Origin of the sequence: Caballeronia sp. LZ065 (assembly GCF_031450975.1) — a bacterium.
Classification (GTDB): domain Bacteria; phylum Pseudomonadota; class Gammaproteobacteria; order Burkholderiales; family Burkholderiaceae; genus Caballeronia.
In genome coordinates this window covers 165,238-186,826 of record NZ_JARUXV010000005.1, presented here as the reverse complement: position 1 = coordinate 186,826, position 21,589 = coordinate 165,238, and the positions used below count along the sequence as shown (strand labels likewise).

The 21,589-nt window shown below is 61.5% G+C and carries 17 protein-coding genes and 1 pseudogene; 15 read left to right on the top strand and 3 right to left on the bottom strand.

The window, feature by feature from the left end; all coding sequences use genetic code 11:
- Positions 1-50 precede the first annotated feature (50 nt).
- The 5 genes and pseudogenes from QCE63_RS34645 to QCE63_RS34625 all read left to right on the top strand — a co-directional run.
- On the top strand, positions 51-1,781 hold the full coding sequence (locus QCE63_RS34645; protein WP_309839672.1) for an MFS transporter: 1,731 nt from the start codon (positions 51-53) through the stop codon (positions 1,779-1,781).
- Positions 1,782-1,822: 41 nt separating this feature from the next.
- Positions 1,823-2,881: an HlyD family secretion protein gene (locus tag QCE63_RS34640; protein WP_309839670.1), complete on the top strand. Its 1,059-nt coding sequence runs from the start codon at positions 1,823-1,825 to the stop codon at positions 2,879-2,881.
- On the top strand, positions 2,878-4,407 hold the full coding sequence (locus QCE63_RS34635) for an efflux transporter outer membrane subunit (RefSeq protein ID WP_309839668.1): 1,530 nt from the start codon (positions 2,878-2,880) through the stop codon (positions 4,405-4,407). The genes QCE63_RS34640 and QCE63_RS34635 overlap by 4 nt, the downstream gene beginning before the upstream one ends.
- Entirely contained in the window at positions 4,400-4,822 is a 423-nt protein-coding gene (locus QCE63_RS34630; RefSeq protein WP_309839666.1) for a hypothetical protein, read from the top strand. Before QCE63_RS34635 ends, QCE63_RS34630 begins: the two co-directional genes overlap by 8 nt.
- A gap of 364 nt (positions 4,823-5,186) precedes the next feature.
- Positions 5,187-5,571, top strand: a pseudogene (locus QCE63_RS34625) (LysR family transcriptional regulator); the annotation flags it as partial.
- Between the two features lie 84 nt (positions 5,572-5,655).
- On the opposite strand, the gene QCE63_RS34620 reads toward QCE63_RS34625, so the two are convergent.
- Positions 5,656-6,084, bottom strand: coding sequence for a hypothetical protein (locus tag QCE63_RS34620; RefSeq protein WP_309839762.1), 429 nt, complete (start codon positions 6,082-6,084; stop codon positions 5,656-5,658).
- An 896-nt stretch (positions 6,085-6,980) separates the two neighbouring features.
- Between QCE63_RS34620 and QCE63_RS34615 the strand changes: the two genes are divergently transcribed.
- From QCE63_RS34615 to QCE63_RS34605, 3 genes are all read left to right on the top strand, one after another.
- Positions 6,981-8,402, top strand: a complete 1,422-nt coding sequence (locus tag QCE63_RS34615) for a UbiA family prenyltransferase (RefSeq protein WP_309839665.1) — start codon at positions 6,981-6,983, stop codon at positions 8,400-8,402.
- Positions 8,403-8,783 (top strand): ligand-binding protein SH3, encoded by a 381-nt coding sequence (locus QCE63_RS34610; protein ID WP_309839663.1) that lies wholly within the window; start codon positions 8,403-8,405, stop codon positions 8,781-8,783.
- Between the two features lie 74 nt (positions 8,784-8,857).
- Positions 8,858-10,033 carry a hypothetical protein gene (locus tag QCE63_RS34605; protein WP_309839662.1) on the top strand — a complete coding sequence of 392 codons (1,176 nt, stop codon included), beginning with the start codon at positions 8,858-8,860 and terminating at the stop codon, positions 10,031-10,033.
- A 451-nt stretch (positions 10,034-10,484) separates the two neighbouring features.
- Here QCE63_RS34605 and QCE63_RS34600 read toward each other — a convergent pair whose 3' ends face one another.
- On the bottom strand, positions 10,485-11,171 hold the full coding sequence (locus tag QCE63_RS34600; protein ID WP_309816631.1) for a Fe2+-dependent dioxygenase: 687 nt from the start codon (positions 11,169-11,171) through the stop codon (positions 10,485-10,487).
- A gap of 68 nt (positions 11,172-11,239) precedes the next feature.
- On the bottom strand, positions 11,240-13,606 hold the full coding sequence (locus tag QCE63_RS34595) for a catecholate siderophore receptor Fiu (RefSeq protein WP_309839659.1): 2,367 nt from the start codon (positions 13,604-13,606) through the stop codon (positions 11,240-11,242).
- A gap of 519 nt (positions 13,607-14,125) precedes the next feature.
- On the opposite strand from QCE63_RS34595, the gene QCE63_RS34590 reads away from it, so the two are divergent.
- The 7 genes from QCE63_RS34590 to QCE63_RS34560 all read left to right on the top strand — a co-directional run bounded on the left by QCE63_RS34590 (position 14,126) and on the right by QCE63_RS34560 (position 21,587).
- Positions 14,126-14,776 carry a PepSY-associated TM helix domain-containing protein gene (locus tag QCE63_RS34590; protein WP_309839758.1) on the top strand — a complete coding sequence of 217 codons (651 nt, stop codon included), beginning with the start codon at positions 14,126-14,128 and terminating at the stop codon, positions 14,774-14,776.
- A 25-nt stretch (positions 14,777-14,801) separates the two neighbouring features.
- Positions 14,802-15,329 carry a DUF2271 domain-containing protein gene (locus QCE63_RS34585; RefSeq protein WP_309839657.1) on the top strand — a complete coding sequence of 176 codons (528 nt, stop codon included), beginning with the start codon at positions 14,802-14,804 and terminating at the stop codon, positions 15,327-15,329.
- 27 nt (positions 15,330-15,356) lie between these two features.
- Positions 15,357-16,178, top strand: a complete 822-nt coding sequence (locus tag QCE63_RS34580) for a DUF4198 domain-containing protein (protein WP_309839656.1) — start codon at positions 15,357-15,359, stop codon at positions 16,176-16,178.
- A gap of 61 nt (positions 16,179-16,239) precedes the next feature.
- Positions 16,240-17,235, top strand: coding sequence for an FAD:protein FMN transferase (locus QCE63_RS34575; RefSeq protein WP_309839654.1), 996 nt, complete (start codon positions 16,240-16,242; stop codon positions 17,233-17,235).
- Positions 17,232-18,833 carry a sulfite reductase flavoprotein subunit alpha gene (locus tag QCE63_RS34570; protein WP_309839652.1) on the top strand — a complete coding sequence of 534 codons (1,602 nt, stop codon included), beginning with the start codon at positions 17,232-17,234 and terminating at the stop codon, positions 18,831-18,833. The genes QCE63_RS34575 and QCE63_RS34570 overlap by 4 nt, the downstream gene beginning before the upstream one ends.
- Before the next feature lie 611 nt (positions 18,834-19,444).
- Positions 19,445-20,971, top strand: coding sequence for an FAD-dependent oxidoreductase (locus tag QCE63_RS34565; RefSeq protein WP_309839651.1), 1,527 nt, complete (start codon positions 19,445-19,447; stop codon positions 20,969-20,971).
- A 43-nt stretch (positions 20,972-21,014) separates the two neighbouring features.
- Entirely contained in the window at positions 21,015-21,587 is a 573-nt protein-coding gene (locus QCE63_RS34560) for a sugar transferase (RefSeq protein ID WP_309839649.1), read from the top strand.
- Positions 21,588-21,589 lie beyond the last annotated feature (2 nt).

The following is a 21,589-nucleotide window of genomic DNA, read 5'->3' as shown; positions in this document are numbered from 1 at the left end:
CGATGCGTGCGTCTGACGCACGCATCATGTGCGGAAATTGCAATTTTCGAATGGATGGTATGTTTTTAGACTGGCTGCTGTGTCTTATACGGAGCCAGCCTCATGCACGTTTCGAAAGCGGCCACAGCGCCCTTGCGGTTTTATCCCACGCCCCATTGGGCCCGGCGGACAGTGTGAACGCTACTGTCCTTCAACCGCCAGCAACCCGCCCTGTACCGACGCCGGCAGCCGTGCCACCTGCGTTCAACGCACGCGTGATCACCGGTCTTATGGGTGTACTGGTCGCCGTCGTGATCGCGCAGGTCAACGACCATGTCACCGATATCGCGATGGCCGACATTCGCGGCGCGCTAGGTGTCAGTCATGACGGCGGTTCGTGGCTTGGCACGGCGTACCAGGTCATGCAGGTGTCTGCGATGATGGCCGCACCCTGGTTCTCGGTCACCTTCTCGCTGCGGCGTTTCACGATCGCGGCCGTTGCGGTGTTCGCGCTGCTTGGCATCGCTCTCCCATTCGTCACGACATTCAGCGCGCTGCTGGTGCTGCGGGGGTTTCAGGGGCTCGCAGGCGGTTGCCTTCCGCCGATGCTGATGACCGTCGCGCTGCGCTTCCTGCCCCCCGGCATCAAGCTCTATGGACTTGGCGCCTATGCGCTGACGGCGACCTTCGCGCCCAACCTCGGCATACCGCTCGCCGCCCTGTGGAGCGACTATGTCGGCTGGCGGTTTCTCTTCTGGCAGATCGTGCCGCTCTCGCTCGTGTCGATTGCGATGGTCGCTTGGGGTATTCCGCAGGACCCATTGCGGCTCGAGCGCTTTCGTCAGTTCGACTGGCGAGGCGTACTGCTCGGTGTCCCGGCTATCGGCATGCTGGTGATTGCGCTGGAGCAGGGCACGCGGCTCGGCTGGACAGATTCGCCGTTGATCTGCGTATTGCTCGCAGTCGGCGGGATGTTACTGGTGCTGTTTCTCGTCAACGAATGGTTTCACCCGTTGCCGTTTTTCAAACTTCAATTGCTCGGCCGCCGCAACCTCACGCATGCGCTGATCACGCTCGGCGGCGTGCTCGTCATCCTGGTCGCGCTAGCGGGTGTGCCGGCCGGTTATCTCGTCGAGGTGCGCGGCTATCGGCCGCTCCAATTGGCGCCTCTCGCATTGTGCGTCGCGCTGCCTCAATTGATCGCCTTGCCGGCGGTGGCCGCGCTCTGCAATGTTCGCCGGGTCGATTGCCGCTGGGTGCTGGCCGCAGGGCTTGGCCTGATCGCGCTCTCGTGTGCCGCTGGCAGTTTGATGACTATCGACTGGATTCGCGACAACTTCTACGTCCTTCAGATCATGCAGATCGTTGCGCAGCCGATGGCAGTGGTTCCATTGCTGATGCTCGCAACGAACGGCATGACGCCGATGGAAGGGCCTTTCGCATCGGCATGGTTCAACACGGTCAAGGGTTTTGCCGCGGTCGTCGGCACGGGGGTCGTCGAAGGATTGATGACGATGCGCGAACACTTCCATTCGAATGTACTGATTGACCAGTTGGGCAACCGGCCCGTAGCGCTAGCAACGTTCCGCTCCAATTTCGCCCCGGGTTTGCATGTGGATCCGCACGCCGCGCTTGCGTTGCTCGATCAGCGTATTCGCGACCAGGCGATGGTGCTGGCATCGGCCGACTTGTTCCGTCTGATGACTCTGATCGCGATTGCGCTGATCCTGCTGATTCCGTTGATACCCACGCGTGTCTATCCGCCGCGTGCAAGCAGCGCCGTGCCCGCTGCGAAGCAGTGAATCCTTTTATCGAACCCTGAAGAAAGTGAAAGAACCGACCCATGTCTGAGTTGAAATCGAACCGGAAAATTTATCTCACGAGCGTCCTGGTGATCGTCGCGCTCGGCCTGTCGGCTGCGCTGGCGTACGGCGTGATGAGATCCGCGGGACAACACACCGACGACGCGTTCGTCAGCGCCGACTTCACCGTGGTCGCTCCGCGCGTGGCCGGACAGATCGCGGCATTGAGCGTCGACGATAACCAGGTGGTTCACAAAGGCGATGTGCTCGCGCAGATCGACGACCGCGATTACGTGGCAGCCGTGTCCGCCGCACAAGCGAACGTCGCCGTCGCTCAGGCGACGATCGACAACGTGTCGGCGAGCATCGTCCGGCAACGCTCGCTGATCGATCAGGCCGCTGCGGCGCTGAGCGCGGCGCAGGCCAATCGCGATTTCGCACGCGCTGACTACGATCGCTATGCCGATCTTGCGAAACATGGTGCCGGAAGCCGGCAAAACGAGCAGCAGGCACGCTCGCGCGCGGACACCGCATTCGCCGATGTCTCCCGCGACGAGGCGGGCCTGAGCGCGGCGAAACAGCAGGTGGCCGTCCTCACCACGCAGCGGGCGCGCGCCGGGGCCGCGCTTCAGCAGGCGCAGGCCGCGCTCGACACGGCGCGTCTGAAGCTGTCATGGACCCGGATCGTCGCGCCGATCGACGGCGTCGTCGGCCAGCGCGCGCTGCGAGTGGGCGCGTTCGTGACGCCGGGTACACCGATGCTCGCCATCGTGCCGCTGCAGCAGGCTTACGTGGTCGCCAATTTTCAGGAGACGCAACTGGCCCATGTGCGGCCCGGCCAGGCAGCAGAGATTCGCGTGGACACCTATCCCGATGTCGTGCTGACGGGCACCGTGGACAGTTTCGCGCCTGCAACCGGCGTCACGTTCTCGGCCATCGCGCCCGACAACGCAACCGGCAATTTCACGAAGGTGGTTCAGCGCATTCCCGTCAAGATCGCGTTGCGGGCCGGGCAGGACAGACTCGACCGATTGCGCGTGGGGATGTCGGCGGATGTGACGGTCCGTACGGATATCGCGCCGGCGGGAGCGGCGCGATGAGCCTGCATACTTTGCGATGGACGGCGGCCGTCGGCCTGCTCGCGATGACCGGACTGGCCGCCTGCACCGTCGGTCCCGATTTCCAGCGACCGGTCGCTGCGTTGCCCGCGCACTGGCACACCGATGCCCGCGAAGACACTGCTGCCGGCGCGTCCTCGGCGATAGTCGAGGGCACGCTCGATGCGCAGTGGTGGGCGGTGTTTCAGGACGCGGAGCTGACCTCGTTGATCAATCGTGTCACCGCATCGAGTCTCGACGTCAAGGCGGCGGCTGCCCGTCTGGCGCAGGCACGCGCGGCGCGCCGCTTCACCGGCGCGGATGCGGAGCCGTCTGTTGCCGGCACTGCCTCGTGGCAGCATGCGCGATCGAGCCAGAACGGCTTGCTCGATATTTCCGGACTGGACGCCAAGCACGATTACAACCTGTGGCAGCCCGGCGTCGATGCGTCGTGGGAACTCGATTTGTGGGGGCGTGTGCGCCGCGAAGTCGAGTCCTCCGACGCTGGCGTCGAAGCCGCCGCCGATCTGCGGCGCGATGTCCTCCTCGCGAGCCTGGCGGACACGGCCAGCGACTATATGGAGGTGCGCGGTGTACAGGCTCAGCAGAAGATCGTCGAACAGAATCTGCAGATGGCGCGTCATAGCCTTGAACTGACCCAGATTCGCTTTGCGGATGGCATTGCGACGCAACTGGACATTGCCGAAGCGTCGGCGCAGGTCAGCACGATCGAAGCGCAATTGCCTTTACTCGACAGCCGGCGCGCGCAGCTCGTCAACGCATTGAGCCTGCTGATGGGCGCGCCCCCGCGCGCGCTGGAAAGCGAATTGCGAGAGTACGCGCCCATTCCGTCGATGCCGTCGCAAGTTCCCGCAGGTCTGCCGTCTGAACTGGCGCAACGGCGTCCCGACATTCGCGTGGCCGAAGCGCGCCTGCATGCGGCAACGGCGGACATCGGGGTCGCGGTCGGCGACTTTTATCCGCGCATTACGCTGTCGGCAAACCTCAGTTTGCAGGCGATGCATTTCAGCGACCTCGATAGCTGGGATTCGCGGATGTTCGGCATCGGTCCCGCACTAAGCGTGCCTTTGTTCGACGGCGGCCGGTTGAAGGGACAACTCGCGCTGCGCAACGCGCAGCAGCAGGAAGCCGCAATCGTTCTTCAGCGCACGGTCCTGAACGCATGGCATGAAGTGGACAATGCGATGACCAGATACGAAGCTCGACAGAGCAATCGCGACAAACTGGCCAAAGCGGTCGAACAGAACCAGATTGCGCTCGACAATGCGCAGCGGCAGTACATCGCCGGTGCAACGGATTTTCTGAATGTGTTGACCGTGCAGAAGGATCTGCTCAGTACGCAGCAGGCGCTCGCATCGAGTTCCGCCGAGGTGGCGGTCTCACTGGTCAGTCTTTACAATGCGTTGGGGGGCGGCTGGCAGAGCACGTTTCCGTCGCGATCTCCAGGCAGCGACGCAGGTGGGCGCGAAGTCGGATCGAACCTTTCGGGACAACATAATCATGCTTGATAGTGCAACTTTCACGGTATTCGATATTCGAAGTTTTCCGGTCATCACGTTGCGTAACGACGCAATCCGGCCCGGTTACGCGGAGCAGTGGCTACGTGAGATGGACAGACTGGTCGCGCATGGCGAGCCTTTCGTCATGCTTCATGTCGAGATGCCCGACAATGAGCCGCATGAAGATTTCAGGCGGCGAGGTCAGTGGCTCAAGCAGAACAAGGAGGCACTGGCGCGCGTCTGCAGCATGTTGATCACTGTCGAGTCAGATGACGAAAAACGCGAGGATGCGAGGGGGCGTGGCCGAGGCGCCACCAAGGCATTCGGTATCCCCCACCGCGCAGTGGGAACGTTGGCGGAAGCGCTTGACCTCGTGTCCTACCGGACGCCGCCGCGTTGCATGAGCGACCGCGCGGGCGCGTAGTTCTTCGCGAGAATCTGACGTTCGCTGACGGATAAAGGGCCGTGCTACGCGACAGGAGATTGAGGATGTCGGCTGCACTGATTCCTGACCCACGGCGGCAACGCGCGCGGTTACACCGATTATTCCTTCCATAGCGCTGCGCCGGTTATCTGAACCGGACTGCGCGCGTCGCAAACCGGCCCTGCCGCAGACGATCCTCCGGCAGGGCCGGCTTTTGGCGGATTGCTTTCGTGAACGGGAGTCAGATGACAAAGACCGATCATCGGCAATACCATCGCCCCGATGTTCTGACGCGCTAGACTTCCTCCTGAACACATCTCAGCCACAGCAGGGACTTTCACGGTCGTCATGGAGAAGCAACAGCATGGACCGGATGGCAGCAATGGAAACGTACGTCAGCGTTATGCAGGCGGGCTCGTTCTCGGCAGCCGCCAAGCGGCTCAAGCTCGGGCAACCGGCCGTTTTCGAAGTCGATCGCGCAGCTCGAAGAGCGGCTTGGCGTGCGATTGCTGTTGCACTCGACGCGCGGCCTGACGCCCACCGATGCAGGTCAGCGATTCTACGAGCACGCGAGGCGCGCAACCGAAGAAGTGGACCTTGCCGACCATGTCGCGCGTCACGCGTCGTCGAGGCTATCCGGCGTGCTGCGCATCAGCACAGCCGTGACCTTCACTCGGCGTCACATTCTGCCGGCATTGAAGGCGTTTCTGGACCGGCACCCGATTGTACAACTCGACCAGGTAGTGGAAAGCGGTCGGGGGCAAACCTGCTCCAAGCTCACTTGGGAGGGCCAAATGATAAGCATGATCTCCGGCGTCCAATGCGAGTTACCGCTAACCCACCGAGCCAATGCCGCGCAGGTAGATCAGAAGGCGCTTCTTGATGCGTTCGATTCTGAGCGCACGGTCCGCCGGTTGCGTCAACCTTCGACGTGGAAGTAGCGCTCCAAACACGATATCCATCAGCATGCCCGCGTGTACCACCGGTTCTTCGATCAACATCCGTCCTCGCCTGGATTCAATAGGCAGCCATTCGATGAGCGCTTCGCGTGAGCGGATAACCTCGTTCTCGTACAGATAGTCTGACAGCTCAGGCAGCAAAGTTAATTCACGCACGATCAAATTCAGCTCCGCCTCCCGCGCAAGGTCGGTTTCTTCATCAAGATCGAGCCGGAAGATCCGCACGAGTGTCTCGAAAACCGGCAGATTCTCCCCGACGGGTCTTGGCAGATCAACAATCAGGCGTTGGCAATCGCGGATCACTGTGTCCGATTGTCTCGCATAGGTGTTCGAGGTACTCGTCGAAAGATGTTTCCTAGTCCATTTCTTTCTCATAAAAAGAATGAAGAAGCTCCTATAACATCATGAATTTGTGAAAAATAGTACTAGACGCGCCCATCGAGCGCAAGGGATTTGCGGGGCAACTTTAAGGCTGGTGGAGCCCGGTCTGACGACACGCTTGTATATCCGATCTGCAATCAACCTGCTTGGTGGCGCAACGCCGCGTCACTCGCTGCGGCTTTCAAGAACGAACGCGCGGACTCTGCGTGAGCCAGCCGCGATCGCAAACCCCTGCGAATATTGATATCTGGAACGTGCGCCAGCGCGCTGATGTGAAAAACAGGTAAGCACACAATTCATAAAAATAAAGAGATAAAAGAACATGAGGCGAGATCACGGGGAGTGCCCGCAGCCTTCGCTGCGGGCCATAGACGGTTTTGATGCGCCGACGGAAAGCCGAAGCTTCGGCGCGCTGCCGGTTATTGCCCCGGCATTTCGCCGAATAGTCGCTAGCCTTGCGATATTGTTTGTCGCAGCTTATGCCTGCCATTGTTTAGCCCGAGCACTCAGCCCTGGCCTCTTGAGCGCCGTGGACGCTTTTCTTGTGGTCGCCACGTTCTTGACGATTCTCGAGGGACTAAGAATTCCCGCATGGCGCTTTGTCGGGAGCTGGATCTGGCTGCTGGCCGCGCTTGTAATTCTCAGGACCCTGCTCCGCTACAAGGCCGCACCTCCTGCCTAGCGGCTTCCTCGCGGACGCCTTGATCCGAAAGGTCTCCCGATGCCGGCGAGACCTCTGGCAATCAAATTTAAAGAATAGCAATCAGACGACTCGCGGACCATGTCGTGAGAGTCACAACTCGTGAGACGGAGCTGAAATGGCGGGAGCAGGCGTTCCATTATGCGTGGACCTGGACGGGACACTGACACCAACGGACTTGCTGGTTGAGTCCTTCCTCGTGCTGATGAAGAAGAATCCGATGTACGTGTTTCTGTGCGTCGTCTGGCTGTTACGCGGCAAGGCTTACCTTAAATCCGAGATTGCGAGGCGCATCTCCATCGATGTGTCCGTGCTGCCCTACAACGCGACCTTCATCGAGTATCTTCAACAGCAACGTCAAAGCGGACGGGATCTCTACCTTTGCTCCGCGTCGAACCGACAGTTCGTCGATCAGATCGCCACCCACTTTGGCTTGTTCAAGGGCGTGCTCGCAAGCGGCGAAAAGCTCAACCTCAAGGGTTCAGAAAAGGCTCATGCGCTGACTGAAAAATTCGGCCCGCGCGGCTTCGACTACTGCGGCAACGAGAAAGCCGACTTGCCGGTCTGGAAAGAGGCACGTCAGGCGATCGTAGTCGGTAATCGTCATATCGCCGCAGCGGCTAATAAGGTAAACACCACGATTGTCTTTTTTGAACAGAGACGCTCGCTCCTTTGGCTTGTTCTGAAGGAGATGCGCGTTTATCAATGGGTGAAGAACCTGCTGATCTTCGTTCCACTGCTCGCGTCGCATCGCTTCACGGACTCAAAGGCAGTCCTCGCTGAGGTGATCGCCTTTCTTTCCTTCAGTTTCTGCGCTTCGGCGGTCTATCTATTGAACGACATGCTCGACCTGGACGCAGATCGCCGACACGCGAAAAAGCGAAACCGGCCATTCGCATCGGGGCAATTGCCGCTCAAATACGGCATGGTTCTCACCGTACTGTTGCTGGCCGTTGCTGCGGCGCTTGCGTTGCTGCTTGATCAGGAATTCCAGCTTGTCATCGCAGGCTATTTCGCGGCCACGCTTCTGTACTCGCTCAAACTCAAGCGACTCTTGCTCGTCGATGTCTTCGCCCTGGCCGGCCTTTACACGATCCGCATTGTCGCTGGCGGTTCTGCAGGCAACATTCCGTTGTCGGACTGGCTCATCATGTTCTCCGTGCTGATGTTCCTCAGCCTCGCAATGATCAAACGCTACACCGAACTCGATGGGTTGCTCCGTAACGGAAAGGCCTTTGCTTCTGGCCGGGCCTACGTTACGCAGGACCTCGGCATCTTGCGTTCATTTGGAACTGCATCGGGCTATGTCGCGGTGCTCGTTCTCGCGCTCTATGTGAACTCATCCGATGTGCGGATTCTGTATCACCACCCACATGCGCTGTGGATCCTCTTCGGCCTGTTGCTGTACTGGATCAGTCGTGCGTGGATGCTCGCATTCCGCGGCGAGATGCATGACGACCCGATTGTCTACGCAGTCAAGAACCGTCTGAGTCTGCTCGTTTTTTTCCTGTGCGTCGCCACGGTCGTTGTGGCTGCCTAATTGCCGATCCAAATCACCATGCCATATATCACGCTCTTACTCAGCGGCTCTTGCAGTGCGCTCGCCAGTATTCTTCTTCGAGTGGCCGGGAAACTGCCGGCGAATAGTGGCACGATGTTTTTCGACCTCATCACTCGGCCGATGCTGTACCGACTGGGCGCACTTGGTGCTTACGGAGCCGGATTCATTCTGTACGCTATCGCGTTGAAACGCTTGGAACTGAGCGTCGCCTATCCAATGATGGTCGCTGTCACGATACTTGAGATCATGCTGCTGGGCACGGCGTTGGGGGAGAGCGCTTCGCCACGCACACTCGCCGGCGCTGCGCTTCTCATCGTGAGTGTGTTGTTGCTTTACGCTCCGAGTTCCGCGACGGCATGACGCGTCGTTAGCCTATACCGGCAAGCCGTTTCACGTCTTTCCTTGAATAACAAACAGAAAACGAGGGCGTTCCAATGTTGCAGCAATCCAGATTTTCGCGTCTCAGCGGTTGGATTTTATTAGTTTTCATCTACTACATCGCCGCCGCGTCGTCGTTCGGCGGGTTCATGCTGAAGTGGCAATTCTCGGAGGGCACACGCTACACCCTCCCGATGATGCTCGACGGAACAGCGGACCGTCCCTTCGTCTATCGCCAGCTATTGCCCATGGTCGCCAATGAGGTTGGCGCGCTGATTCCGGAGCGAGTACAAGCGAGCTTCTTGAACAAGCTTGCAGAAGATCCGCCCGTGTCGAACCCGATCCATCGATACTTTCCGAATGCCAGCGATGCAGCGAATCCGCGTTACGCACTGCGCTACTTCGTCGTCTATGCGCTGTCTTTCGTTTCGATGTTCATGGCCATGTTCTTGGTCCGCGCGGTGTGTCTGGAAATGAAATTCGACAAGACGGCCGCGACGCTGACTCCGCTCGTGATTGCCTTGATCTTTCCGCTCATCCAGACGGAGGGCGGATACTTCTATGACATGCCGGAGCTGATGTTCATGGCACTGGGTACCTTGCTCGCCGCGAGGGGGAAGACGGTCATGCTCGCGATCGTCACGATCGTCGCCACGCTCAACAAGGAATCCTACCTCCTTTTTCTCCTGACGTTGATGCCGCTCATGATGACGCGCTTCTCGATCAAACGCACGGCGGTCACTACGGGGGGATTGCTTGTCCTGGCGGCCTCGATGAACATGGCAATCAAGCACAAGTACGCGCTCAATAACGGCGGCGTCATTGAGTTTCAGTTGTCGTCACACCTTCAGTATTTGCTCAACCCGCGCAATTATCTGAGAACGGAAATCAACTACGGGATGTTGACGACCAAAGGATTCAATCTCCTGAATCTGCTGTTGTTCGCTCTGGTTTTCAAGACGGGCTGGCAGGGTCTGCCGAGACATGCTCGGCAGCAGGGTTTGATTGGTATCGTCCTGACCGTGCCGCTATTCATCGCTTTCTGCTACCGAGACGAACTTCGCAACCTGAGCTTCATGTGGATGACATTCGCACTCGCGGTTTGCGCGACGATCTCAGTGGCTTTGTCCGCAGCACATGCGCGCGCCGACAACGAGTCAAAGTCGCAATCAAGCTTGGAGGATCTGGAATCGAGGATATCTCATAAGCGGCCGGCGGTGGCCACGCGCTAAGGTACCTGCACACGGTGGTCCTCCTGTATTTTTCGAGAAATCGGCCGGCTCGTTAACCCTTTGGGCAGCCGCTGCGGTTTCTATCGGACCCTGACATTCGATGCTGAGACGGCCAACAGCTCAAGCGGTGGAGGGTCGAGTGCGATTCTCGAACGGCATGCTAAGGCGGCGTGGAGTCAGCGGAGCTTTCGTATGCAGAGATAGCCCTTGCTTCTGGCGAAAGTCTGCAGACGGCGTTTATCTACGCGAAGACAACACAACAACACGGCAGTTCAACTCGATTTAGGTCACCGTAACCGAGCACCTTGCGACGGGTCCATTTTGATCTTCCGTTGATTTACTGAAAGCCAGCGGGAGGCGCTCGGTGTTGCTGTCGCGATAAACGCGGGCACGCGCTTGTCTGCTCAACACGCGCGTTGTGCGTGTTTGATGCCGCGACGGGCGAGCAAGATCAAATCTCCGACCACTCGCGCAAGAGATTGTGGTAATGATTGGACAGCGACAACGTTTCCTCACTCTCGCCATGCCGGCTACGTAGCGTCTGGATGGTCTGATCCAGTTCGAACAGCATCGTGCGCTTCTGGTCGTTGCGGACCATGCTTTGAATCCACAGAAACGAGCACACGCGCGCACCTCGCGTAACCGGCGATACGCCATGCAGGCTCGATGAGGGATACAGCACGAGATCTCCCGCCGGCAGACGGACTTCATGCTCGCCATAAGTATCGCGTACGGTCAGGTCGCCGCCTTCGTACTCGTCGGGTTCCGATAGAAAGAGTGTCGCCGAGAGATCCGTGCGCATCCATCCGGGGTCGGCTGGCGTCGCGCGCACGGCGCCATCGACGTGAAAGCCATAGTGTTCACGCCCGGCGCCTTCATAGCGGTTGAACAATGGCGGCGACACGCGCAACGGCAGCGCCGCCGAAAAGAACAAGCCATTGCGCTTCAACGCGTCTTCGACGATGCGCCGCAGTTGCGGCATGTCGGCCGCGTCTTCGGGCAATTGCCGGTTCTGCTTGACCTGTGCCCCTTGCGAGCCGACGGTCGCGCGGCCGTCGACCCATTGCGCGACATCGAGCCGTGCGCGCAGATGCTGCACTTCGCCTGCGTTCAGGACCTCGGGGATATGCAGCATCATGATGCGTTGCTCCGTTCGATGTTTCATCTCCCGCCGCGCGCCTACATGCGCGGCGAGAGGGTGCTGCCTCAGAAGCTCAGACTGGCCGTGACCACCGCCGTGCGCGGCGCGCCCGGGAAGTAACGATAGCCGCTCTTGTTGATGGACGCCACATAGCTGCGGTTGAAGATGTTGTACACGTTCAGTTGCAGGTTCAGATGCTTGGTGACGTTGTAGGTGGCCAGCGCGTCGAAGACCCAGTACGCATCGGTGTGATCGGGCGTGCCCACGGCTCCGTCCGTGCCGCGCTGCAAACCGCTCACGTAGCGCGCGCCGCCGCCGAGCGTGAAGCCGTACGGCAGTTTGTAGGTCGTCCACAGCGAAAGCGCATTGCGCGGCGTGTAGGTCAGCAGCGTGGAGCCGTCCTGCGAGATGGCGCTACCGGCCGCGACCTTCGCATCCTGATACGTATAGCCGGCAATCACCGACCATGCCGGCGTGATCTGGCCTTGCGCGCTCAATTCAACACCCTGCACGCGCTTCTTGCCAATCTGTCCATACGTGCCGTCATCGAGCAGTTGCACTTCGTTGGTGATGTCCGTGCGGAACAGCGCGGCGGTCGCCAGCAAGCGGCGCCCGAACAGTTCCCACTTCGTACCCAGTTCGTAGGTCTTGGCTTTCTGCGGCGCGAAATCGATCCGGTTCGCGCTGTTGCCCGTTCCTCCCGCGGCGAGCGCGAAGTTCGAACCGCCCGGCGGCTGTTGCGACACGCCATAGTTGAAGTAGACGTTGCCGTTGTTCGTGATCCGGTACAAGGCGCCCGCTTTCCAGTCGATCAGGTTGCCGTTCGTCGAGGTATCGATGGTCGTGACCGGCGTGCCCGCAGCTGCGCCCCCCGGACAGGCCACCACCGTGCGTCCCGTGCCGCCGCAGGCAGTCGCGCTGCTGTAGTCGGTGTTGTAGTGATCCCAGCGCAGCCCGCCGTTCAGCTCGATGCGGCTGCCGATCGAGATCGTATCGAACGCGTAGGCCGCGACGGTGTTGGTCGTGCCGGTAGCATTCGCGCCGTTGCGGCCGTAGTTGGTCGCGAACACATTGCTGTTCGGATAGTAGATGCTGACTGCCGGCTCGGTCGGCGTGGTGTGCCCGTAGATAGTCTGTTCTTCACGCGTGAGTTCGAAGCCCGCGCTGACATCGTGCTTGACCGGACCCGTATTGAACGTGCTGGTGACGTTCGTCTGGTTCGTCAGGATGCGGTTGTTGCTGTCGCGCAGATTCGGCGTGCGCGTCATGGTCCAGGTGGCGGGATTGGCCGGATTCGGCAGGCTCAGGTTCGTCGCCGCCGCCATGAACGAGGTCAGCATGTAATCCTGCTTCGTCTCGGCCCAGCGCGTGATGTTGCGGATGGTCGTCGCGTTGTTCAGCTTGTGCTCGATGCGCACCGTCGCCATATCGGTGGTCGAATCGTCGTGATCGGATGCCGTGCCGTAGAAGTTGTGCGTGTTCACCTTCGGCGCGGTGTTGAGCACGCCGAGCGCCGCGCTCGGGGCGGTATAACCCGGCAAGCCAATGGTCGACACCCCGCCGTCGGGAATGTTGTCCTGCTTGACGTGCAGGTAATCGATATAGACGGTAGTCGGCGTGTTCAGGCCGAAAGCCAGCGACGGTGCGATGCCCCAGCGCTGGTTCTCCACTTCGTCGCGGCCCGCTACGTCCGCCTTGTGTCCCATCAGGTTCAGGCGGAACGCGGAGGTGTCGTTGAGCTTCTGGTTCCAGTCGAGCGTGCCGCGCGCGTAATTCGACGTGCCGCCTGACAGGCTGGCGTCGAAGGTGTTGTCGAGGTTCGGCTGTTTCGTGACCAGGTTGATCGAGCCGCTCGGTGCGCTGCGGCCGTAGTCGGAACCGGACGGCCCCTTGATGACCTCGACCTGATCGTAGTTGAACATGTCGCGATAGACCGTGCTGGTATCGCGGATGCCGTCGATGTAGATGCTGTTGGACGTGTCCACGCCGCGCATGTAGATCGAGTCGCCCGTGCTGGTGCTGCCGTTCTCGCCCGCGTAGAAGGTGCCCACGCCCGGCACGTTGCGCAGCGCTTCCGTGAGCGTGGTCGCCTGTTGATCGCGCATCACGTCCTTGTTGATGATCGTGATGGTCTGCGTCGTGTCTTCGATCGGCTGCGTGAACTTGGGCGACGCCAACGTCTCGCTCTTGTAGTCGCTGTTCGATTGCGCCGTCACGCGCACGGCGGGCAGGGTCGCGTTTTGGGTCGCTGTTGCCTGGGACTGGGCGAGGGTCGTCTGCGGTTGCGTGTCCGCGGTCTGAGCCGCGACGGGCAGGGCGCAACCGAGCGCGATTCCGCTTGCGATCGTCGCGCGTGCCGCGGCGCCGCTCAGGGTCGTACCAGTGGGAACCGCGCGGCAGGGCGCGAGTTTGCGACTACGAATGTAGGCCATCTTCAGCTCGAAAGATTAGTCATCCCGCGGGAGCAGGACAATGGACCGGATAAGCCCCGGCATGGCGTGGCTGGCTGAAGCGGCCGGGCGCGATCAGTCGATGCGTTCCCTCGCGCGATGGCTGGCGATCGGATTTGAACGGCGAATCGGCGTCAGAAGAACTGACTGCGCGACCGGACGCGTGCGGATGACGCGAGACGGGTCCGGGTGTGATTCGGGTTCCGGTGGCCGGTCAACGGACACCAGTCGGATGACGATGAAAGGCTTTCACCGCGCCCACGAAACTTGCAGAAACATGCTGTAAGAAAGCGTGACAAATGTAAGTCGTTCCCATTTACAGTCAATAGCTCCTTAAAAGAAAAGTTCCAAGAATTCCTGACAGGTTCGCAGTTGGTGCTGAGCGCCGCTGCTTCCGAAAAATTTCGTAATCATTTGTTCTGGTTCTTACAAATGAGAACGATTATCATCTCTCGCGAAAGCAAAATGACACCCGGCAGAACGCCGCTTCGACAGCCCATCATGAACGCCCAACCTCTGCAAACCGCTGCACGCGCCGATGCTTCGCAACGCCGGGCGTTCTGGCTGCGTCACCTTCATCGCTGGCACTGGATCAGTTCCGCGGTCTGCTTGATTGGCATGATGGGATTCGCGATCACGGGCTTCACGCTGAATCACGCGAGCAGTATCGAAGGGCATCCGCGCGTGACGCGCAGTTCGGCGCGATTGCCGACGGCTCTGCTGCATGCCGTGAGCCACGACACCGGGCAAAAGCCGCGTACCGTGCCGGCCGAGTTCGCGGACTTCATCGAGCGTCGGTTCAACGTCGATATCGCCAGCCATGAAGCCGAATGGTCCGGTGGCGAAATCTACATCGCATTGCCTCGGCCCGGCGGCGATGCCTGGCTGAGCGTGGACCGTGCGACCGGCGACGTGCAATACGAACTGACCACGCGCGGCTGGCTGTCGTACCTGAACGACCTTCACAAAGGCCGTAACACGGGCGGCGCGTGGAATCTGTTCATCGACGTCTTCGCGTTCGCCTGCCTCGTTTTCAGCGTCACCGGACTGTTCCTCCTCAAGTTGCATGCGCGCAATCGCGGCGCAACCTGGCCGCTGGTCGGGCTGGGCGTGGTCGTGCCGCTGCTGCTTGTCATCGTTTTCATCCACTAACCCTTCAGTCTGAAAAAGGTTCGACATGCGTCGATTGCTCGCCGTCTCCCTCGTGGGCGCGGCCACCACGCCGCTCGCCGGCGCCGCTCATGCGGTTGAAATGAATGTCACGGTCACTATTCCTTCACTCGGCGTGGCCGAGTATCACCGGCCGTATGTATCGATGTGGATCGAGAAAGCCGACCAGACACCTGTCACGACGCTCGCGGTCTGGTACGACGGCAAGAAGAAGGGCGGCGAAGGCGCGAAGTGGCTCAAGGACATGCGTCAGTGGTGGCGCAAGGCGGGCCGCGACCTGAACATGCCCGCTGACGGCATCTCCGGCGCAACACGCGCGCCCGGCGAACAGGTCATCAGTTTCAGCGACGGCCGCGCGCCGCTCGGCAAGCTGGCGCCGGGGGACTATCAACTGGTCGTGGAAGCGGCACGCGAGACCGGCGGACATGAAGTCGTGCGCGTGCCGTTCACGTGGCCGCCGGCAGCGGCATCGGCGAGCGCGCAGGCACGGGGCGAGCATGAACTCGGCCCTGTCACGCTGGTGGTCAAACCTTAATTGTATCTCTGTAGACAAGGTCAACTCATGAACTTTGCTTTGAAGAAACTCACGCTCACGGCGGCGCTGGCGTCAACGCTGCTCGCGCCGCTCGCCGTACAGGCGCATCGCATGTGGCTGCTGCCGTCCGCGACAGTCTTGTCCGGCAACGATCCGTGGATCACGGTCGATGCTGCCGTTTCGAACGACCTTTTTTACTTCGAACATTTTCCGTTGCGCCTGGATGGTCTCGTCGTCACCGGTCCCGATGGCAACGCCGTAAAGGTGGAGAACGCAAGCACGTTGCGCTATCGCAGCGTATTCGACGTGCACTTGACGCAGGAAGGCACGTACCGGATCGCGGTCGCGGGGCATGCGCTGTTCGCCAGCTACAAGGTGAACGGCGAAACGAAGCGCTGGCGCGGCACGACGGAATCGTTCGCGAAGGACGTGCCCGCGAATGCGGACGAACTCAAGGTGACGGAAAGCGAGACGCGCGTCGAATCGTTCGTCACGCGCGGCAAACCGACCACCGTCGCGCTGCAGAACACGGGGCATGGCCTTGAACTGGCGCCGGACACGCACCCCGATGACCTGCTGGCGCAGACGCCTGCTCGTTTCCGCCTTCTGCTCGACGGCCGGCCGGCGGCGAACGTGAAGGTGTCGGTCGTTCCGGGCGGGATTCGCTATCGCGATCAGTTGGGCGGCATCGAAACCGCGACGGACGCGGACGGACGCTTCACCGTCACGTGGCCCGTACCGGGCATGTACTGGCTGGAGGCGAGCACGCAGGACGCGCAGACAAGCGTGAAACTCGCCACGTCGCGCCGCGCGACCTATGCGGCGACGCTTGAAGTGATGCCGCAGTGAGGCTGCGATGAGGCGACACGCAGCAGAGAACGCACGGCGGGTCATCGTGCCCTGGATGACGATGAACGGTGCTGACGCGCCGGCGGAGGACGGGCGCATCGCACGCTTCGGCGGCGACACGATGGGCACGACCTGGAGCGTGTCGTGCGTAGTCGATGCCGGCGAGGCGCAGGAGCGGATCGACGTCATCGATGCGACGATTCGCGCCGTGCTGGACTCGGTGATTGCGCAGATGAGCAACTGGCGCGCGGATTCGGCCACTTCCGGCTTCAACCGCGCGTTGTTCGACAGTTGGGTGAGCCTGCCGCCAGCCTGCTTCAAGGTGGTCGAGGCCGCGCTGAATGCCGCGCGCCTGAGCGGCGGCGCATTCGATCCGAGCGCCGGGCCGCTGGTTGACCTTTGGGGCTTTGGGCCGTCGGGACGACGCCTACGCGCGCCCGGCCCCGACGACGTCGAAGCTGTCCGGCGCCGCTGCGGATGGAGCCGCATTGAACTGGACCACGCGGCGCATGCAGTGCGGCAACCAGGCGGCGCATCGCTGGATCTCGCATCGATCGCGAAAGGCCATGCCGTCGATGCCGTAAGCGATGCGCTTGAAGAGATCGGTATTGCGCACCGGTTGGTGGAGATCGGCGGCGAGTTGCGCGGCGAAGGCTTGAAGCCGGACGGCATGCCCTGGTGGGTGGAAATCGAAACGCCGCCTGGCGACGGCGCACGCGAAGGCACGACAGCACACGACCTGATCGCGCTGCATGGGCTTGCGGTAGCGACCTCGGGCGACTACCGCCGCTATTTCCTCGACGCCGATGCGCGCCGGCAGATGCATATCGTCGATCCGCGCACCGGTTATCCGGCGAGTCACGCACTGGCGTCGGTCACCGTGCTGCATGCGCAATGCATGCTCGCCGATGCTTACTCGACTGCGCTCATGGTGCTCGGGCGCGAAGCGGGCATGGCGTTCGCCGCGCGCGAGGGGTTGGCGGCGCGATGCGTGGCGCGGACGCCCGAGGGTTTCACGGAAAGCGTCAGTCCCGCTTACGCTGCGATGCTCGAATGATGCGGGCGTCGCTGGCGTGGGGCGCTGTGTCGCTCGGCGGCGCGGTCGGTGCGTGTTGCGGCCCGACGCGCACGGCGATGGCAGGCGGCGTGATCCTCTCCTACGCGGCAATGTGCATGGCGGTTCGCGCAACGCATCGGCGGACGCGTGCGACCGACGACGGATCACAGACGCCAGCGTCCGTGCTGGTCGCCTACGCGAGCCAAACGGGCCGCGCGGAAGAACTGGCCGCTCAGTCCGCTGCGACGCTGCGTCATGCGGGCCTCGCCGTGGACCTCGAATCACTGGAGGCGATCGACGCAGCCCGGCTGAGCGGCTATGAACGCGCGCTGTTTATTGTCAGCACGACCGGGGAGGGCGACGCGCCCGATCACGCCGCGCGCTTTCCTGGCCACGCAATCGCGTCCGACGCTGCAACGCCGCCGCCGCCAATGCCTCACTACGCCATGCTCGCGCTCGGCGACCGCCGCTATGCCGGGTTTTGCGCGTTCGGACATCGCGTTGAGGACTGGCTGCGCGGGCAGGGCGCGAAGCCGTTGTTCGAGTCGAACGAAGTGGACGACAACGATGCCGGCGCGTTGCACAGATGGAGCACGCAGGTCTCGTCATTGGCGGGAAACCTTGCGCAGCCCGACTTGGCCTCGCACCGCTCGAGCTTCTCGCCTTGGACCCTTGACGCGCGAACGTTGCTCAACCCGGGCAGCGTAGGTGGTCCTGCTTATCACGTCTGTCTTACGCCAATGAATGCCGGCGCGCTCGACTGGCAGGCCGGAGACATCGCGCAGATTCGTCCGCAGCACGCGGCCGGCGCGGTGTCGGCGTGGCTGCGCCGCTTGCAACTCGACGCGCACGCGCCGATCCGCTGCGATGGCGCGCTCACGACGCTGCAAGCCGCGCTGGCATCGCGCGTTTTGCCCGCCGATGTCGATGCATTGCGCGGTTTCGCGCCACAGGAACTGGTCGACACGCTGAAACCCCTTGCGACGCGCGATTACTCGATTTCCTCACTACCGGCGGACGGGCGGATCGAACTGCTGGTGCGGCAAGCGTGGCATGCGGACGCGGACGCCTACGACGGTGTTTCGCTCGGCATCGCGTCAGGCTGGCTGACCCGGCACGCGACACCGGGCGCATCCGTCGAGGTGCGCGTGCGCAGTAATCGCGCGTTCCATGCGCCGGACGATGAGCGCCCGCTCGTTCTGATCGGCGCGGGCACCGGGTTGGCTGGCTTGCGGGCGCATCTCAAGTCGCGTATTGAGCGCGGCTGCGGCGCGAACTGGCTGATCTTTGGCGAACGCAACCAGTCACACGATGCGTTCCATGCAGACGAACTCGCTCGCTGGCAGGATCTGGGCATGCTGCAACGGCTGGATCTGGTGTGGTCGCGCGATGGCGCCCAGCAGCGTCACGTGCACGAAGCTATGCGCATCCATGCCGCGCTGCTGCGCGAATGGGTGCTGGCCGATGCGGCGATTTACGTGTGCGGCAGCGCGGCCCGCATGTGCCGTTCCGTGGAGACGGCGCTCGCCGAGATTCTCGGGCGGGCCGAACTCGACGCGTTGCGTGTTGCCGGACGCTATCGGCGCGATATTTATTGAGGCCAGCTGTTGCGGTTGGACAGCGGTGCGAGTAAGCGCATTCACTGTTTTCGTCTCATCAAACCTCGAAAGTGGGCGATCGTGCGAATCATGCTGTTTCGCCGCATGTCGAGCAGCGAGGGCAGCTTCGTCGGCCTCTTGTTTCGAGCAGTCAGCGACGACCATCGGGTTCGGCCAATTCCCGCCGTTCGTCATCGTAGTCAGGCGGTCATTCGAACGGCGCCTATCGCACATGGAAAGCTAGGCTGTGGAACGTCTGCCTCCCCCTCCGGACCACAATGACATGATTCCCTCCTCGATCATTCCAAAACCCGCCAACAACACGCCGGTCATGACGACAAGAGCGACCATTCCAGTCAAAGCGCCCCCAATTTTATTGGAGAACAGGTCGTATAGTTTGTACGAGCCGAGCGTAATCATGCAGAGCCAGCACGTAATAGGCGCGCCGCAGCATCTGCGTGAGCGTCCTGACTGGACGTGCGGCAGCGCGAATTGCGCACACTACGGAGGCTGAATAGGCCGCGGGAAACGAGGAGCCATCCTCTGGACGTCATATCGCATTTAAAGTCGAGCGTGGCCAATCCAACAAGCCGCACCAGAAAGCAGCAACCATGCGGTTGCGAAAGATAATAAAAAACTGCAATCTTGGCAGCTGGAGTTTGGGCAGATTATCGAGAGGGCCACCCAAAGCACCCAATGCTTACTGGAGCGGCATGGCAAGTCCGTCAATCATCATAGCTGGCGCGGGACCCTGTGGAATCGGCGCTGCATTGACGCTCCGTCAGGTGTATCCTTCGATGCCATTCATCCTGATCGACGAGCGGGACCACGCTGGCGGCAACGCAGCCTCCGCCGTCACGCCGGAGGGTTTCCTGTTCGACTATGGCGGACACGTGCTGTTCGTTCACGAGAAGTACGCTGCGTTCAGTGCGACGCTCCGTTCTCTGGACATCGAGTGGCACGAGTCCGAACCGATTCGCGGCGTCCATATATTCGGCAAGCTCATTCCGACGCCCATTCAGCGTCACGTGCACCGCTTTCCGCCGACACACGCATGGCCGATCTTCTCCGATCTGCTGCTGCACCGTCTGGGCAAAGCGATGGGCATCGGCCGCCGAGCAGTGCCCGAGACTGCCGATAACTTCCATCATCATCTTCATCGTTCCTTCGGGCGCGAACTGACGCGCCGGATCATGGAGCCGCTTAACCGAAAGATGTGGACGCTCGATCCACGTGAGATGAGCAGCGAGTGGGTCCGACAGCGCAGCGGCTCACCCTTGCACAATGTGCCGCAGGTGCGCCTTCGCCGCATGCTTAAACATGCAATCCTTCGCACGGACGACCCGGCCTGGAGCCGGAACGACCGAGTGCCATATCCCCGCGAGGGCGGCATGGGGACGATCTGGCAACGGGCATCCGAGCGGATCGGCGCGCAACGCATTCATCTTGGCCGCAGTATCGTGGCCATCGAGACCGGCAAGCGCCAGATTCACCTCTCGGACGAAACGCATCATCCGTACACTGCGCTCATCTCCTCCATTCCGCTCGACACTCTGGCCGAGTGCTGCATCGACCGGCCAGATATCCAGCGTCTGGGCAAGCGATTGCGCCGATCCTCCGCGATTCTGCTCGGCTTCGGCATGCGCGGGACCATTCCGGAACGCTATCGTGGCGTGCATAGTTTTCAGTGTCCGGATGCCGCACATCCTTTCTGGCGCGTGACGATTCCCTCGAATTTCTCGCCCGGCAACGTGCCGTCCGGCGGCCCGTATTATTCGATCCTTTGCGAAATCAGCCGTGCACCCGACCAGCCTGCGATGATCGACGACAACCTGCGCCGTGATGTTCTGCAAGGGCTCCGTGCCATCGGGCTGATGGACGATCAGGCCGTCGTATCCACCTTCGAAAAAGCGCTCGCTCACGGCTACCCTTTGCCTTTTCAAGGTCGCGATGCTGCGCTGGCGGACATTCACGAGCAACTGGAACCACTCGGCATCTTCAGCCGGGGACGCTTCGGCGGCTGGCGCTACGAAGTGTCGAATATGGACCATGCCTACATGCAGGGACTGGAAGTCGTACACCGCATCATGTCCGGTGCGCCCGAGACTACGTATTGCGCGCCGGAGCAGGTCAATTAAGCCGGCCGCGCCCGAGCGCCGCGGGTCGTATCGCGTCAAGCGCTTGCTCGATATCGCCGGCGCGGTGCTGCTTCTGCTCGCGCTCGGTCCCGTTCTCCTGCTCGCCATGGGCGCGATCCTGCTCAGTTCAGGCCGCCCGGTCCTGCATCTGGCGAATCGCTGGGGAAGGGAAGAGCGGCAGTTCGTCTGCTACAAGCTGCGGACGATGCACCGCGACGGCGACGCGGTTCTGAAAGCTCATGGGCTGGCGACACGGGGGCCGAATGGCGAGACGCTCACCTACGATCCGGATCCGCGCATTGACCGCCTGGGCGGGCTGCTGCGCCGGCTGAGCATTGACGAACTTCCTCAGCTCATCAACGTGCTGCGCGGCGATATGAGTCTGATCGGCCCGCGCGCGCTAGTGATCTCGATGCTGGCCGACCTGCCCGATATCCGGCAGGCGCGCTCGGTTGTCCGGCCCGGATTGACCGGCCTGTGGCAAGTGCGCGCGCGGCGGAAGAACGTCAGTGTGTTCGACATGATCGATGACGATCTGGAGTACATCCGCACATTCAACCTGTTGCTGGATGTCCGGATCGCCGTGCTGACGATCGTCCGGATCGTCGGGCCCTGAGG

Bases quoted from the DNA above. Each gene is read 5' to 3' on its own strand.
- QCE63_RS34575 (WP_309839654.1), top strand. From the start codon at position 16,240: ATGAACGGTGCTGACGCGCCGGCGGAGGACGGGCGCATCGCACGCTTC.
- QCE63_RS34605 (WP_309839662.1), top strand. From the start codon at position 8,858: ATGTTGCAGCAATCCAGATTTTCGCGTCTCAGCGGTTGGATTTTATTA.
- QCE63_RS34570 (WP_309839652.1), top strand. From the start codon at position 17,232: ATGATGCGGGCGTCGCTGGCGTGGGGCGCTGTGTCGCTCGGCGGCGCG.
- QCE63_RS34590 (WP_309839758.1), top strand. From the start codon at position 14,126: ATGAACGCCCAACCTCTGCAAACCGCTGCACGCGCCGATGCTTCGCAA.
- QCE63_RS34640 (WP_309839670.1), top strand. From the start codon at position 1,823: ATGTCTGAGTTGAAATCGAACCGGAAAATTTATCTCACGAGCGTCCTG.
- QCE63_RS34585 (WP_309839657.1), top strand. From the start codon at position 14,802: ATGCGTCGATTGCTCGCCGTCTCCCTCGTGGGCGCGGCCACCACGCCG.
- QCE63_RS34635 (WP_309839668.1), top strand. From the start codon at position 2,878: ATGAGCCTGCATACTTTGCGATGGACGGCGGCCGTCGGCCTGCTCGCG.
- QCE63_RS34645 (WP_309839672.1), top strand. From the start codon at position 51: ATGGATGGTATGTTTTTAGACTGGCTGCTGTGTCTTATACGGAGCCAG.
- QCE63_RS34600 (WP_309816631.1), bottom strand. From the start codon at position 11,171: ATGATGCTGCATATCCCCGAGGTCCTGAACGCAGGCGAAGTGCAGCAT.
- QCE63_RS34565 (WP_309839651.1), top strand. From the start codon at position 19,445: ATGCGGTTGCGAAAGATAATAAAAAACTGCAATCTTGGCAGCTGGAGT.
- QCE63_RS34580 (WP_309839656.1), top strand. From the start codon at position 15,357: ATGAACTTTGCTTTGAAGAAACTCACGCTCACGGCGGCGCTGGCGTCA.
- QCE63_RS34615 (WP_309839665.1), top strand. From the start codon at position 6,981: ATGGCGGGAGCAGGCGTTCCATTATGCGTGGACCTGGACGGGACACTG.
- QCE63_RS34630 (WP_309839666.1), top strand. From the start codon at position 4,400: ATGCTTGATAGTGCAACTTTCACGGTATTCGATATTCGAAGTTTTCCG.
- QCE63_RS34595 (WP_309839659.1), bottom strand. From the start codon at position 13,606: ATGGCCTACATTCGTAGTCGCAAACTCGCGCCCTGCCGCGCGGTTCCC.